The organism is Dactylosporangium siamense (assembly GCF_016862795.1).
GTDB lineage: Bacteria > Actinomycetota > Actinomycetes > Mycobacteriales > Micromonosporaceae > Dactylosporangium > Dactylosporangium siamense.
In genome coordinates this window covers 111,062-124,913 of the sequence record NZ_BONQ01000021.1, presented here as the reverse complement: position 1 = coordinate 124,913, position 13,852 = coordinate 111,062, and the positions used below count along the sequence as shown (strand labels likewise).

Genomic DNA, 13,852 nt, shown 5'->3' with positions numbered 1-13,852 from the left:
CGGCGCCTTACATTTTCCCAGCCGGTGGGCAGGATCTCAGCGGTCGACCTCGGTGAAGTCCCAGGCCTGGGGGCGGCGGGAGACGAGGTGGGACGGCGGGTCGCTGAACTCCTCGGGGGTGCTGCCCCGCCACTTGGAGATGACGACGAGCCGGTGGTCGGTGGACGAGTACACCTCGCTGGAGATGTGCAGCGGGTGGACCTCCACCTTGGGCAGCATCGCCTCACACACCCAGGACAGCAGTTCGTCGAACGCCTCGGGATGGGCCCGGACCTCCCACATGCGCACGATCACGGCGCTGGACTCTACTCCCATGCCGCTCACGCTGCCTTCCCCAGCCTCAAAAGCCGTCACGGCGCTCCCTCCGCTCCGCTCCGGTCACGCCGTGACCACAGTGATCGGCATCGCCGAGTCCGTGGGCAGGCCGAGTGCGCCGGGGGCGGCGCCGGCGGCGACGAGGTGGGCGCCGAGCGCGGCGACCATGGCACCGTTGTCGGTGCACAGCTTGGGCCGCGGGACGCGCAGCGTGATGCCGTGCTTGTCGCAGCGTTCCTGGGCGAGGGCCCGGATCCGGGAGTTGGCCGCGACCCCGCCGCCGATGACGAGGGTGCGGACGCCGCGGTCGAGACACGCGTCGACGGCCTTGTTGGTGAGGACGTCGCAGACGGCCTCCTGGAAGCTGGCGGCGACGTCGTTGACGGGGACGGGCTCGCCGGCGCGCTGCCGGGCCTCGACCCAGCGGGCGACGGCGGTCTTGAGCCCGGAGAACGAGAAGTCGAAGCGGTGCTCGACGAGATCCCGGGCGGCGCTGAGCCCGCGCGGGAACGGGATGACGATCTGCCCGTCGCGGGCGGCGCGGTCGATCGGCGGCCCGCCCGGGAACGGCAGCCCGAGCAGCCGGGCGACCTTGTCGAACGCCTCGCCGGCGGCGTCGTCGATGGTGGCGCCGAGCGGCTCGACCCGGCCGGCCAGGTCGTCGACCTGCAGCAGGGAGGAGTGGCCGCCGGAGACCAGCAGGGCGATCGCGGGTTCCGGCAGCGGCCCGTGTTCGAGGGTGTCGACGGCGACGTGCGCGGCGAGGTGGTTGACGCCGTAGATGGGTTTGCCGGCGGCGAGCGCGTACGCCTTGGCCGCGGCGACCCCGACGAGCAGCGCACCGGCGAGCCCGGGGCCGGCGGTGACGGCGATGGCGTCGACGTCGGCGAGGGTGATCCCGGCGGTGTCGAGGGCCCGCTGGACGGTCGGGACCATCGCCTCGAAGTGGGCGCGGCTGGCCACCTCGGGCACGACCCCACCGAAGCGGGCATGCTCCTCGACGCTGGAGGCGACCTCGTCGGCGAGCAGGGTGTGGCCGCGCACGACGCCGACCCCCGTCTCGTCGCAGGAGGTCTCGATCCCGAGGACCAGCGGCTCAGTCTTCACGCATCATCACCAGTGCATCCGTGTTGCTCGGCTGGTAGTAGCCCTTGCGGACGCCGATGCCTTCGAATCCGTAGCCGGCGTAGAGCTTCTGGGCGGGCAGGTTGTCGACGGCGACCTCGAGCAGCACCTGCCGCGCGCCGTGCCGGGCGGCCTCGGCGAGCAGCGCCTCCAGGAGCCGCCGGCCGATCCCGCGTCGCTGCGCGTCCTTGCGGACGCCGACGTTCTGGATCCAGGCCTCGTCGGGCGGGGCCAGGGCGAGCCCGGCGTAACCGACGACCCGCTCGCCGTCGAGCGCCACGAGATAGTGGTGGCCGCTGGCCAGCTCGTTCCAGAACATGCCGGCGGACCAGCGCTCCTCGCCGAAGAGTTCGTCCTCGATCGGGAGCAGCGCGTCGATGTGGAACCAGCGCAGGTCGGCCAGCTCGACCGTCACGGCAGTGCCGGCTTCCGCTCGCCGGGGGCGACCGCGTCGGGGCGGCGCAGGTAGCGGGGGGTCAGGGTCTCGCCGGGGGCCTTGGCCCGGACCCGGTCGGCGGCGAGGGCGGCGAGGGCGCGCGCGGAGGGGTACCGCGGCGGCAGCAACGGCAGCCCGAACACCTCGGCGTATCTGTCGGCGCCGTCACCGGCGGCCGCGTCCACCTCGACGCTGACGGCGGCGGGTTTGTCGACCGCGGGCCCGTCGACGCGGACGCCGCCGGAATACACCGCCCAGTAGACCTCTTTGCGGCGGGCGTCGGTGGCGACGAGGAGCCGGCCGGGCTGCCCGTGACCGATGCCGTCGAGGGAGCAGACCCCGTAGACGGGGATGTCGAGGGCGTGGCCGAGCGCGGCGGCGGTGACCATGCCGGCCCGCAGGCCGGTGAACGGGCCGGGTCCGGTGCCGGCCACGACGGCGGCCAGGTCGCCCGGGGCCGCACCGCCTTCGGCGAGGACGGCCTGGATCTGCGGCGCGAGCAGCTCGCCGTGCGCCCTGCCGTCGACGGTGACCCGCTCGGCAAGGACGGTGACCTGCGGATCCCCGGCGCCTGGCAGCTCGGGGTCCTCGACGCGGACGAGCGCGGCCGTCACCGCGGGCGTCGAGGAGTCCACCACCATCACCAGCACGGCGCCAACTCTACCGACCGGCCTGTGACGCATGTCCGCGGTCGCATCCGCGATCCGTTAACCGGTTCGCAACGAGCCGGGCCTAGCATCGGCCGACATCTACGCGGGGCGCGTCAGGAGAGCCGATGACCGAGCCGGTCCTGGTTGTGGACATGGGTTCCTGGGCCATGTCCGCCGCTGTCGTCGTGCACGACCAGTTGCATCTGGTGCGGGAGCCCGTCACCGGCTCCGTCCGGTGGCCGGGGGGCGCCAGCCTGGACCCGGCGCCGGGGCGGCCGCGGCTGTCCGTGGGCGCCGTCGCCGAGCAGCGACGCGACCAGCATCCGCGGCACTACGTCGACGGGGTGCGCCGGGCGGTCGACGCGAACGCCCCGATCTGGCTCGGTGACCAGCTCATCAACGGCACGGAGCTGATCACGGCCGCGCTGGACGCGGTCGTCGAGGAGGCCACCCGGCTGCATGGCAGGATCGGGCGGCTGGTCGTGACGGTGCCGGCCGCGTATCGGACCCATGACCCGCGGCGCGAGATCCTCGTCACCGCGGCGTCCGTCGCCGGCTTCCCCGACGTCGAGCTCGTCCACGACGCGTCCGCCGCCGTCCTCGACCCGCTCGCGGCGCTGGAGATCCCGGACGGCGGCTACCTGCTGGTCTGTGACCTCGGCGCGACGTGGAGCGCGACGCTGACCCAGATGCAGCACGGCGTGCCGGTGCCGTTGAGCCAGGAGAGCTCCGGCAGCGGCCGCGACCTCGACGTGATGCTCGCCGCGGACCTGCGCACGAGTCTGGCGGAGTGGGTGGAGCCCGCGTTCTCGGCCGGTGGTGACGTCAGTGTCCGGGCCGGTTTCCACGCCCTCGACATCGTGCGCAAACTCAAGCACCGGCTGAGCGAGGCGCCGGAGGCGACGGATCAGATCGAGCCGGGAGCTCCGGCCTACACCATCGACCGGCGCCTGCTGGGTCAGCTGACGGAGCCGGCCAACCGGTGGCTCATCGCCAGCTGCCGCGCGGTGATCGCGCGGGCCGGGATCGTGCCGGGTGACGTCGCGGCGGTCCTGCTGGTCGGTGGCTGCGCGCACCTGCCGACGCCCGCGCCGACGCTGCACAACGAGCTGAGCCGACCGGTGACCCGGCCGCCGGAGCCGGAGCTGGCGGTGCTGCGCGGCGCGGCCCGGCTGACCGGCGGCCGGTCGAGCCGGTCGCTTCCGGCCGATCCGGCGCCGTGGCGGGTCGAGCCGCTCGCCTGGACGGTGCCCGGCGGGCGGGGACGGCTGGTCCGCTGGCTGGTGAAGGAGGGCGAGCAGTATCGGCAGGGCGCGCCGCTCGCCCAGGTCCGCACCGCCGACGACCGGGTCTTCGACCTCACCGCCGGCCGCGCCGACGGGGTCCTGCTGGAGCACCGCGTCCCGATCGGCGGCATGGTCGTCACCGGTGCCGCGGCCGCGCACGTGCGGATCTCCCCGACGGTGGAGCGGTTCCAGCTGGCGAAACGCCACCACCTGCGGGTCTCCGGCGACTGGCTGCTCATGCCGGACCGGCGGATGCTCGTGGAGTGCTCCCGCACCGGTGAATACGTGAAGGTCCGCTCGATCGACAGCGGCGCCCTGGTCACCGAGCTGCGTCCCGGCCGCGGTGCGGGCCGCCCCCAGCACGGGCAGGTCGCGCTCGGCCCCAACCATCAGCTGTCGCTGGTCACCTGGGACGCCGAGGGCCACTTCTGCGTCTGGGACGTGCTGTCGGGCCGCATGACCAGCAGCTTCTCCGACGCGCACCGTCCGGATGCGGTGCTGGTCAACGAGGGCGAGTGGCGGCTCGTCGCCACCGGCGAGGGCGCGGCGAGCGTCGGCCGGTATCGCCGCGACGTGGCAACCGTGTGGGACCTGGCGACCGGTGCCCGCCTCGACCGGGTCGTCGGCGAGGACCTGGCAAGGCGGTTCACCGGCTACACGGACTCCAGCCGCGCGGACGCGTTCGCCACCGAGATGGCGTCGCCCGACGGCCGGCTGCGGGCCGCGGTGCTCGACGGTTCGGTCTCGGTCCGGGACCTGGAGACGGAGGCGGAGGTGTTCCGCGCCGACCTGTCGCCGGGCAAGCAGGTCCGGACCGCGTTCTCCCACGAGGGCCGCCACCTGCTGGCCCGCTGCACCGACGACGAGGGCACCTCAGTCGACGTCTGGGAGGTCCTGCAGCCCGCGTAACCTGTCCGGCCAGCCCTGGCCGTGCGGCACGGCGGTGACGGTGCGCGAGTCGTCGTCGTGGCGGGTCAGGCGGAGCTCGAGGTGGTCGTCGGTGAGCTGCTCGACGAGGCCCTCGCCCCACTCGACCACGGTCACCGATTCTTCGAGGGTGGCGTCGAGGTCGAGGCCGTCGATCTCGCCGAGCGGATCCTTGACGTCGCCCAGCCGGTACGCGTCCACGTGCACCATGGCGACCCCACCGTCGCTCGCCGGCCGGTGCACGCGGGCGATCACGAACGTCGGCGAGGTGACCGCGCCCTGGACCCGCAGGCCGGCGCCGATGCCCTGGGCGAGGGCGGTCTTCCCGGCGCCGAGCGGGCCGGTGAGCAGCACGAGGTCACCGGCGCGCAGGACCGTGGCCAGGCGGCGCCCGAAGGCGTGGGTGTCGGCCACGGCAGGCAGCGTGGAGATCAATCGTGTCACCGGGTCTCGTGTCACCGGGCGAGGACCCGCTTGAGGAACGTCTCGATCGCGTCGTTGACCTCGTCGGCGTGTTCGAGCATGACGACGTGCCCGCCGTCGGGGACCACGACGAGCTCGGCTTCGGGCAGGACGGCGGCGATCTCGCGGGTGTGGGTGAGCGGGGTGAGCACGTCGCGGTCGCCGCAGACGAGCAGGACCGGCACCCGCCGCAGCGGGCCGAGGACCAGCAGCCGGGCGTGGGTGTACAGGGTCCGCAGGTATCGGGCGATGACGTCGGTCGAGGTGGTGGTGTTCATCTTCTCGACGTAGGAGACCAGGGCGGGGCTGGGGCGGGCGGTGCCGAACCCGTAGCGCCGGGTGAGCAGCCACGCGAGGTCGGTGGAGGCGCGGCGGGCCCGGTCGACGACGCCGGAGCTGATCGGGCCGGCGATGCCGACGACGGGCAGCAGCGGCCGGCGGAACTTGGCGACCACCTCGGGCAGGCCGAAGTTGACCTGGTCGAGCTTGCCGGCGGAGGTCGAGATGAGCACGACCGCCTCGACCCGGGACTCGAACAGCTCGGGAACCTGCTCGGCGAGGGCCATGATCGTCATGCCGCCCATCGAGTGGCCGATCAGGACGACCGGGCCGGTCGGGGCGGTGGCCTGCAGGACCGCGCGGAGGCCGGCGCCGAGCGCGTCCAGGGAGTATTCGCCCTTGCGCAGCTTGCCGGAGCGGCCGTGGCCGGGCTGGTCGTAGAAGACCATGCGGTGCGTGCCTTCCAGGGCCTTGCGCTGGAAGTGGAACGTGCCCATGTCGAGGCAGAACCCGTGCACGAACACCAGCGTCGGCTGGTCGGCCTGGTCGCTGTCGGGACCGTTCACGATCTCGACGTGCAGGTCGATGCCGTCGTCGGTGGTGACGGTCAGCTCCTCGTCGGAGTCCCAGACGCCGAACTCCTCGTCGGCGTAGACGTCGTCGACGCGCTTCGACCGGTGCACGAGATACCGCTCGGTGGCGACACCGGCCGCGACACCGGCGGCGGCCACGCCGAGGATCGCGCCGATGATGCCGACCTTGCGCCGCCGGCTGCCGTTCTTGATGTCGACGTCGCTTCCTGTCATGCCTGCTCCCCCACGTAGACGCGCGGTGTCCGGTTGCTGCCCATGCGCGCGACGATCTCGTAGTTGATCGTGTCGGCGGCGGCGGCCCAGTCGTCTGCGGTCGGCCCGCCGCGGCCGAACAGCACCGCCTCGTCGCCCGGCCGCACGTCGTCGTCGCCGCAGTCGACCATGATCTGGTCCATGCAGACCCGCCCGACCACGCGGCGGACCTTGCCGCCGATCTCGACCAGGCCGCGGCTGCTCGCGGAGCGGGGGACGCCGTCGGCGTAGCCGAGCGGGACGAGCGCGAGGTTCGTGTCCCTGAGGATTTTGTACGTGTGGCCGTAGGACACGCCTTCGCCGGCTGGGACGGCCTTCACCAGGGCGACCCTGGCGTGGACGCTCATCGCGGGGCGGAGGTCGGGGGCGGCGCCGGGGATCGGCTCGAGACCATACGTGGACAGGCCGACCCGCACCAGGTCGAAGTGGCTCTCCGGGAGGGTCAGCGTGGCGGCGGAGTTGGCCAGGTGCCGCAGCGGCGGCTCGACCCCGAGCCCGGCGGCGACGTCGAGGGCGTCGTCGAACGCGAGCTGCTGCCGCAGGATCGACGGGTGGCCGGGCTCGTCGGCGCAGGCGAAGTGGCTCCAGACGGCGGCGATCTCGATGTCGCCGTCGGCCTCGGCCTTCGCGGCGGCGGTGAGCAGCGCCGGCCAGTCGGCGCGGGTGGCACCGTTGCGGGACATGCCGGTGTCGATCTTCAGGTGGACGGCCGCGGGGCGGTGCGCCTGCCGGGCCGCGGCCGCGATCTCGTCCAGGGCGTCCGACGACGACGCGGACAGGTCCACGCCGGCGGTGATCGCCTCGTGCAGCGGGCGACCGGGGCTGTGCAGCCAGGACAGGATTCTCACGGTGATGCCGTGCTCGCGCAGGGTCAGCGCCTCGTCGAGCGTGGCGGCGCCGAGCCAGGTCGCACCGGCCTGCACGGCGGCGGTGGCGACGGGAAGCAGGCCGTGGCCATACGCGTCGGCCTTGACCACGCTCATCAGGGCGGTCCCGGGTCGCAGCAGCCCGCGGAGGGTCGCCACGTTGTGCCGGATCGCGTCGAGGTCGATCCGGACCTGAGCCTGCCACATGCACCTAAGCCTAAGCGGTGCCCCCACTGCCGGGCCCGGGCCCGTCTTCGCATGATCCGCGAAGACCCCGGGCCCGACGTCCGGATCATGCGGAGGGTCAGCGGCGGAGGCTTGCCACGGCCTCGGCGAGGTGGGCGGCGACGTCGGCGGCGGTGACCGGGCCCCGCGCGGCGGCGAGCCGGCCCGCCAGGCCGTGCACGAACGCGGCCGCCGCGGCGGCGTGCTCCGCCGGCAGGCCCGCCGCGAGGAGCGAGCCGAGCAGCCCGGCGAGGACGTCACCGGTGCCCCCGGTCGCCAGCGCCGGGGTCCCGGTCGGGTTGACGAACACCCGGCCGTCGGGGGTGGCGATGATCGTCCGGTCGCCCTTGAGCAGCACGACCGAGTCCATCCGGTCGGCCAGGTGCACGGCCGCGGCCACCCGGTCGTCGCCGGGCGCGCCGCCCGCGAGCCGCTGGAACTCCCCGTCGTGCGGGGTGACGACCGTCGGGGCGTCGCGGTCGCGGAGCCAGTCGGCCATCCGGGTGTCGACGAGCAGCGTCAGGGCGCCGGCGTCGAGGCAGGCGGGGACGGGCGCGCCGAGGACGGTGCGCAGCTCGGCGTACGCCCGCTCGTCGGTGCCCAGGCCGCTGCCACAGGTCCAGGCCTGCACGCGGCCGGCGTCGGCGACCCGCTCGCTGGCGATGACCGGCGGGTGGTGGGCCCGGACGGCGTCGGCTGCGCTGCCCGCGTAGCGCACGAGGCCCGCCGGGCCGGCGAGCGCACCGGAGACGGACAGGACGGCGGCGCCCGGGTACTGCTCGGAGCCGGTCGCGACGCCCACCACCCCGCGGGAGTACTTGTTGTCGTTGGCGACGGGCCGCGGCCACCAGGCGGCGACGTCGGCGATGTCGGGCACGTAGCAGGCGGGGCGGCCGTCGAGGTGCGGCTCCAGGCCGATGTCGACCACCTCGACGAGTCCGCTGTGCACGGCGCCGGCACCGACGAGCAGGCCGGGCTTCAGCACGCCGAACGTGACGGTGATGTCGGCGTGGACCGCCATCCCGGTGACGGCGCCGGTGTCGGCGTCGACGCCGGAGGGCACGTCGACCGCGATCACCGGGGCGCCGCGCAGCGAACCGGACACCTCCGCGACCCGGCTCGCGGCCGGCTCGCGCAGCCCGCCCCGGCCGCCGATGCCGAGGATGCCGTCCACGACCAGGTCGATCCGGTCCGGGACGGTCCTGGTCAGGGCCCCGCCGGCGGCGTGCAGGGCGGCGGCACCGCCCCGGTGGACCCGTTCGGCGTCCAGCACCAGCGCCTCGACGTGTGCGCCGCGCCGGGCCAGCAGCGCACCGGCGTAGAGCGCGTCGCCGCCGTTGTTGCCGGGGCCGACGAGGAGCAGGATGCGGCTGCCATACACCTTGGGCAGCGTCTGCGCACAGCGCCTGGCGAGACCGCCGGCGGCCCGCTGCATGAGCGTGCCGCCGGGCAGCTGCTTCATCAGGGCCTCTTCGGCCGCACGGACCTGCGCCACTCGCCATGCGGCTCTCATGGTCGGCTCCTCATGCTGCGATGCCGGCTGACACGATCAGAGGTAACCCTGTCATACCGGCGGCGCGGGCGGGCGACGGGAGGCGTCAGGCCAGGGATGAACGGATCTGGGCACCGCCGTCGATGACGAGGGTCTGGCCGGTCATCCAGCGGGACGCGGGGCCGCCGAGGAAGGTGATCACGTCGGCGATGTCGTCGGGCTCGCCGATGCGGCCGAGGGGCAGGTTGTCGTTGAGGTACTGCTCGTTGTTCTCCCACAGTCCGCGGGCGAGTTTGGTGCGCACGATCCCCGGGGCGACGCCGTTGACGCGGACCGTGGGCGCGAGCTCGGCGGCGAGCTGGCGGGTGAGGTGGATGACGGCGGCCTTGGTGGCGTTGTAGTAGCCGATGCCGGGCTCGGTGAGCAGGCCACCCACGGAGGCGACGTTGACGATCGCACCGCCCCGGGCGGACATCGACGCCTTCCAGGCCAGCTGGCTCCACAGGACCGGGCCGAACTGGTTGAGGCGGACGGTCTTCTCGGCGCGGACCGGGTCGATGTCCATGAGCGGGCCGAAGTACGGGTTGGTGCCGGCGTTGTTGACCAGGACGTCGATCGCGCCGAAGCGGGACATGGCGGCGTCGACGGCCGCGCCGGCCTGGTCGGGCTCGGCCGCGTGGGCGGCGTGGGCGAGCACCCCGGCGGACGGGTGGGCGGCGCGGATCTCCTCCGCGACGGCGTCGAGGGCGTCCTGGTCGCGCGAGGTGAGCACGACGTTGCAGCCCTGCGCGGCGAAGGCGACGGCGGTCGCCTTGCCGATGCCGCGGGAGGCGCCGGTGACGAGAACGGTGCGGGCGTCAGTCATGCGCCGCACGTTACTACCGGGTAGCCGCGAGCCGTGATCCGGAAGACCTTGTGCACCCGGGAGTGCCCGGAGTCTTCCGGATCATGGGAGTCAGGCCGGGGAGACCGCGCGGACGATGGCGGCGATCCGCTCGGCGGCCTCGCGGGCGGTCTCCTGGGTGGCCGCCTCGACCATGACCCGGACGAGCTGCTCGGTGCCCGACGGGCGGAGCAGGACCCGGCCGGTGCCGCCGAGCTCGGCCTCGACCTGCTTCGCGGCGTCGAGGACCTGGGCGGCCTTGGCCGCGGCGGCGCGGTCGCCGACGTGGACGTTGATGAGGACCTGCGGCAGGCGGTGGACGACGGAAGCGAGGTCCGCCAGGGTACGGCCGGTGCCGGTCATGCGGCCCATGAGGTGCAGTGCGGTGAGGACGCCGTCGCCGGTCGTGGCGAACGCCGGCATGATGATGTGACCGCTCTGCTCGCCGCCGAGGGCGAGGCCCTTCGCGCGGAGCTCCTCCAGGACGTACCGGTCGCCGACGCGGGTCTCGAGCAGCCGGATGCCGGCCTCGCGCATGGCGATCTTCAGGCCGAGGTTGCTCATGACGGTGGCGACGAGGGTGTCGTCCTTGAGCAGGCCGCCGTCGCGCATGGCGAGGGCGAGGACGGCCATGATCTGGTCGCCGTCGACCTCGGCGCCGTCGGCGGTGACGGCGGCGACCCGGTCGGCGTCGCCGTCGTGGGCGATGCCGAGGTCGGCGCCGTGCTCGACGACGGCGGCGCGGAGCTGGCCGAGGTGGTTGGAGCCACAGTCCTCGTTGATGTTGAGGCCGTCGGGATCCGCGTTGATGGCGATGACGTGCGCGCCGGCGCGGCGATACGCCTCGGGGGCGGCGGACGACGCGGCGCCGTTGGCACAGTCGACGACGACCTTGAGCTCGACGAGCGGGCCGGGCAGGGAGGTCAGCAGGTGCCGCACGTAGCGGTCCTCGCCGTCGGCGAGGTCGGTGACGCGGCCGACGCCGGCGCCGGTGGGGCGGCTCTTGGTGCCCTCGGCGATCAGGCGCTCGATCTCGTCCTCGACGTCGTCGGGGAGCTTGTGCCCGCCGGCGGCGAAGAGCTTGACCCCGTTGTCGGGCATCGGGTTGTGCGAGGCGGACAGCATCACGCCGATGTCGGCGTTCAGGACGCCGGTGAGGTATGCGACGGCCGGGGTGGGCAGGACACCGACCCGGACCACGTTGGCCCCGGCACTGGTGAGCCCGGCCACGACGGCGGCCTCCAGCATCTCGCCGCTGGCCCGCGGGTCGCGGCCGACGACGGCCAGGGGCGCGTGGGAGTGGTCCCGCTCGAACAGCACCTGCGCGGCGGCGATGGCGACCGCCATGGCCAGCTCGGGAGTCAGGTCGGCATTGGCGCGTCCGCGGACGCCGTCGGTGCCGAAGAGTCGCCCCACTGCGATACCTCCGTTGAGCTGTAAGGCCGCGAACGCAAATCGGCCGGGTACACCTCCAGAGTGCACCCGGCCGAGAGGCTTGGTTAGCGCTTCGAGTACTGCGGGGCCTTGCGGGCCTTCTTCAGACCGTACTTCTTGCGCTCGGTGGCGCGGGCGTCACGGGTGAGGAAGCCGGCCTTCTTGAGCGCCGGGCGGTCATCGGGGTCGTTCTCGATGAGCGCGCGGGCGATCGCGAGGCGCAGGCCGCCGGCCTGGCCGGTGGTGCCGCCGCCACGCAGGTTGGCGAAGACGTCGAACTGGTCGACCTTCTCGACGATGACCAGCGGCTCCTTGACGGACTGCTGGTGGACCTTGCTGGGGAAGTAGTTCTCCAGCTCGCGGCCGTTGAGGAGGAACTTGCCGGTGCCGGGGACCAGGCGGACCCGGACGATGGCTTCCTTGCGGCGGCCAACGGTCTGGATCGGCTGGCCGGCACGGCGGGAACGGGTCGGCACCTTCGCCGTGGCCGTCGTCTCGACGGTGGGCGCGGGGGTCTCGACGGTGGCGACAGCAACGGCGGCCGGCTCAACGGCGGCGGCCTCGGTGTCGATGGTCTCGACGGTCTCGTCGGTCACGCTCAGTCCTTCGTCCGCGCTCACTGCGCGATCTGCTTGATCTCGAACGGCTGGGGCAGCTGCGCGGCGTGCGGGTGCTCGGCGCCCGCGTAGACCTTCAGCTTCCGGATCTGCCGGGCACCGAGGCGGTTGTGCGGGAGCATGCCCTTGACGGCCAGCTCGATCGCCCGCTCCGGGTTCTTGGTCAGCAGCTCCTCGTAGCCGACCGCCTTGAGGCCGCCCGGGAAGCCCGAGTGCCGGTAGGCGACCTTGGTCTGCCGCTTGTTGCCGGTCAGCGCCACCTTGCCGGCGTTGATCACGATGACGAAGTCGCCGGTGTCCACGTGCGGGGCGAACGTCGGCTTGTGCTTACCGCGCAGCAACGTCGCGGCGTGCGTGGCCAGACGGCCGAGCACGACGTCCGACGCGTCGATGACGTGCCACACGCGCTCGATTTCACCCGGCTTCGGGCTGTACGTACCCACAGGTCTACCTTGTCTTCCACGTCGTCGGTTCTGGGGTGCGCTCTCATGGCGGCGCTAAGGGGCGCACGACCACCTAGCGTACCCGAACGGTGGGGACGCCTTGTCATCGCACAACAGCGGTCCACGATACCGGGCCGCTGTTGTGCGGTCAAAACGGCCTCAGACCCCTTCGAGTTTGCGGGGTGAATCGCGCAGGTAGACGAACCAGGTGACGGCGAAGCAGACGGCGTAGAAGGCGAGGAAGGCGATGTATGCGCCGTCGCCGGTCTTGTACGCGAGGAACGACTGCCGGAAGGCGAGGTTGACCAGGACGCCACCGGCCGCGCCGACCGCTCCGGCCACCCCGATGAGCGCCGTGGCGAGCCGCCGGGACTGGTTCTCGTCGGCGGGATACTTGGCGCGGAAGATCGCCGGGATCATCTTGTAGGTCGAGCCGTTGCCGATGCCGCTGAAGACGAACAGGGCGATGAAGCCGGTCAGGAACAGCGGCAGGGAGTGCTGCCGGGACGCGACGAGGACCAGGGTCGCGCCGAGCGCCATGCCGACGAAGTTCCAGAAGGTGATTTTCGCGCCGCCGAACCGGTCAGCGAGCGCGCCGCCGACCGGCCGGATGAGCGAGCCGAGCAGGGGGCCGAGGAACGTCAGGTACGCCGCCTTGACCGGGGTGTCGAAGTCCGACTTGAACTGCACCAGCAGCACCTGGCCGAACGCGAAGCCGAAGCCGATGAACGAGCCGAAGGTGCCGATGTACAGCAGCGACATGATCCAGGCGTGCCGGTCCTTGATCACGTCACGCATGGCGTGCCGGTCGTTCGCGGCGTGCGTGAGATTGTCCATGTAGATCGCCGCGAGGGCGGCCGCGATGACGATCAGCGGCAGGTAGATCAGGATGATCAGGCGCGGGTGGCTCGCGCCGGCGGTCGCCAGGACGAGCAGGCCGACGAGCTGCACGGCGGGGACGCCGATGTTGCCGCCGCCGGCGTTGATGCCGAGGGCCCAGCCCTTGAGCCGCTGCGGGTAGAAGGCATTGATGTTGGCCATCGAGGAGGCGAAGTTGCCGCCGCCGACGCCGGCGACCGAGGCCACGAGCAGCAGGGTGGTGAACGAGACGCCGGGCTCGAGGATGATGCCGGCGAGGATGCTCGGGACCAGCAGCATCAGGGCGCTGAAGATGGTCCAGTTGCGGCCGCCGAAGGTGGCGACGGCGAAGGTGTAGGGCAGGCGCAGCACCGCGCCGACGAGCGTGGGCGCGCTGGTGAGCAGGAACTTCTGGGCCGGGTCGAAACCGTACTTCGGGCCGAGGAACAGGACGAAGACCGACCAGAGGCTCCAGATCGAGAAGCCGATGTGCTCCGACAGGATGGAGACGATGAGGTTGCGCCGGGCGATCTTCGCGCCGGCCTCATCCCAGAAGGTGCGGTCCTCAGGTCGCCAGTCGGTGATCCAGCGACCGCGTCGGGGGCGCGGGGGCTGCCCGCCCGGCTCGACGGTTTCCACGGCGAGAGTCATGGTGGGGACCGTATGGATGCCGGGTTTCCATCGCGCGCACCGTTCTTATCCTGGCCGC

Annotated in this window: 14 protein-coding genes; 1 reads left to right on the top strand and 13 read right to left on the bottom strand. The window is 72.8% G+C overall.

The window, feature by feature from the left end:
* Positions 1 to 36: 36 nt before the first annotated feature.
* The 4 genes from Dsi01nite_RS06600 to tsaB form a co-directional block, all read right to left on the bottom strand.
* Positions 37 to 294 (bottom strand): hypothetical protein, encoded by a 258-nt coding sequence (locus Dsi01nite_RS06600; protein WP_203845156.1) that lies wholly within the window; start codon positions 292 to 294, stop codon positions 37 to 39.
* A gap of 84 nt (positions 295 to 378) precedes the next feature.
* On the bottom strand, positions 379 to 1,422 hold the full coding sequence (gene tsaD, locus Dsi01nite_RS06595; protein ID WP_203845123.1) for a tRNA (adenosine(37)-N6)-threonylcarbamoyltransferase complex transferase subunit TsaD: 1,044 nt from the start codon (positions 1,420 to 1,422) through the stop codon (positions 379 to 381).
* Positions 1,412 to 1,855: a ribosomal protein S18-alanine N-acetyltransferase gene (rimI, locus tag Dsi01nite_RS06590; RefSeq protein ID WP_203845122.1), complete on the bottom strand. Its 444-nt coding sequence runs from the start codon at positions 1,853 to 1,855 to the stop codon at positions 1,412 to 1,414. Before rimI ends, tsaD begins: the two co-directional genes overlap by 11 nt.
* A complete protein-coding gene (tsaB, locus tag Dsi01nite_RS06585; protein WP_203845121.1) occupies positions 1,852 to 2,526 on the bottom strand; it encodes a tRNA (adenosine(37)-N6)-threonylcarbamoyltransferase complex dimerization subunit type 1 TsaB in 675 nt (224 codons plus the stop codon). The genes rimI and tsaB overlap by 4 nt, the downstream gene beginning before the upstream one ends.
* Positions 2,527 to 2,651: 125 nt before the next feature.
* Here tsaB and Dsi01nite_RS06580 point away from each other — a divergent pair, with 125 nt between their 5' ends.
* On the top strand, positions 2,652 to 4,721 hold the full coding sequence (locus Dsi01nite_RS06580; RefSeq protein WP_203845120.1) for an Hsp70 family protein: 2,070 nt from the start codon (positions 2,652 to 2,654) through the stop codon (positions 4,719 to 4,721).
* On the opposite strand, the gene tsaE is transcribed toward Dsi01nite_RS06580, so the two are convergent.
* The 9 genes from tsaE to Dsi01nite_RS06535 all read right to left on the bottom strand — a co-directional run bounded on the left by tsaE (position 4,686) and on the right by Dsi01nite_RS06535 (position 13,794).
* Positions 4,686 to 5,183, bottom strand: coding sequence for a tRNA (adenosine(37)-N6)-threonylcarbamoyltransferase complex ATPase subunit type 1 TsaE (gene tsaE, locus Dsi01nite_RS06575; protein ID WP_203845119.1), 498 nt, complete (start codon positions 5,181 to 5,183; stop codon positions 4,686 to 4,688). The genes Dsi01nite_RS06580 and tsaE overlap by 36 nt on opposite strands.
* An 11-nt stretch (positions 5,184 to 5,194) precedes the next feature.
* A complete protein-coding gene (locus Dsi01nite_RS06570) occupies positions 5,195 to 6,286 on the bottom strand; it encodes an alpha/beta fold hydrolase (protein ID WP_203845118.1) in 1,092 nt (363 codons plus the stop codon).
* Positions 6,283 to 7,398, bottom strand: a complete 1,116-nt coding sequence (gene alr, locus Dsi01nite_RS06565; protein WP_203845117.1) for an alanine racemase — start codon at positions 7,396 to 7,398, stop codon at positions 6,283 to 6,285. Before alr ends, Dsi01nite_RS06570 begins: the two co-directional genes overlap by 4 nt.
* 97 nt (positions 7,399 to 7,495) lie before the next feature.
* Positions 7,496 to 8,929, bottom strand: a complete 1,434-nt coding sequence (locus tag Dsi01nite_RS06560) for an NAD(P)H-hydrate dehydratase (protein WP_203845116.1) — start codon at positions 8,927 to 8,929, stop codon at positions 7,496 to 7,498.
* 85 nt (positions 8,930 to 9,014) lie between these two features.
* Positions 9,015 to 9,773 carry an SDR family oxidoreductase gene (locus Dsi01nite_RS06555; protein WP_203845115.1) on the bottom strand — a complete coding sequence of 253 codons (759 nt, stop codon included), beginning with the start codon at positions 9,771 to 9,773 and terminating at the stop codon, positions 9,015 to 9,017.
* A 90-nt stretch (positions 9,774 to 9,863) separates the two neighbouring features.
* Positions 9,864 to 11,207 (bottom strand): phosphoglucosamine mutase, encoded by a 1,344-nt coding sequence (gene glmM, locus Dsi01nite_RS06550; protein WP_203845114.1) that lies wholly within the window; start codon positions 11,205 to 11,207, stop codon positions 9,864 to 9,866.
* An 83-nt stretch (positions 11,208 to 11,290) separates the two neighbouring features.
* Positions 11,291 to 11,821: a 30S ribosomal protein S9 gene (gene rpsI / locus Dsi01nite_RS06545; RefSeq protein WP_373318735.1), complete on the bottom strand. Its 531-nt coding sequence runs from the start codon at positions 11,819 to 11,821 to the stop codon at positions 11,291 to 11,293.
* A gap of 20 nt (positions 11,822 to 11,841) precedes the next feature.
* Positions 11,842 to 12,285 (bottom strand): 50S ribosomal protein L13, encoded by a 444-nt coding sequence (rplM, locus tag Dsi01nite_RS06540; protein WP_203845113.1) that lies wholly within the window; start codon positions 12,283 to 12,285, stop codon positions 11,842 to 11,844.
* Positions 12,286 to 12,444: 159 nt separating this feature from the next.
* Positions 12,445 to 13,794: a nitrate/nitrite transporter gene (locus tag Dsi01nite_RS06535; RefSeq protein WP_203845112.1), complete on the bottom strand. Its 1,350-nt coding sequence runs from the start codon at positions 13,792 to 13,794 to the stop codon at positions 12,445 to 12,447.
* Between the last annotated feature and the right edge of the window lie 58 nt (positions 13,795 to 13,852).

What these genes read in the sequence shown, in the direction of transcription:
- Dsi01nite_RS06570 (WP_203845118.1), bottom strand. Translation starts at nt 6,286, where the DNA reads ATGACAGGAAGCGACGTCGACATCAAGAACGGCAGCCGGCGGCGCAAG.
- Dsi01nite_RS06535 (WP_203845112.1), bottom strand. Translation starts at nt 13,794, where the DNA reads ATGACTCTCGCCGTGGAAACCGTCGAGCCGGGCGGGCAGCCCCCGCGC.
- Dsi01nite_RS06580 (WP_203845120.1), top strand. Translation starts at nt 2,652, where the DNA reads ATGACCGAGCCGGTCCTGGTTGTGGACATGGGTTCCTGGGCCATGTCC.
- alr (WP_203845117.1), bottom strand. Translation starts at nt 7,398, where the DNA reads ATGTGGCAGGCTCAGGTCCGGATCGACCTCGACGCGATCCGGCACAAC.
- Dsi01nite_RS06560 (WP_203845116.1), bottom strand. Translation starts at nt 8,929, where the DNA reads ATGAGAGCCGCATGGCGAGTGGCGCAGGTCCGTGCGGCCGAAGAGGCC.
- Dsi01nite_RS06555 (WP_203845115.1), bottom strand. Translation starts at nt 9,773, where the DNA reads ATGACTGACGCCCGCACCGTTCTCGTCACCGGCGCCTCCCGCGGCATC.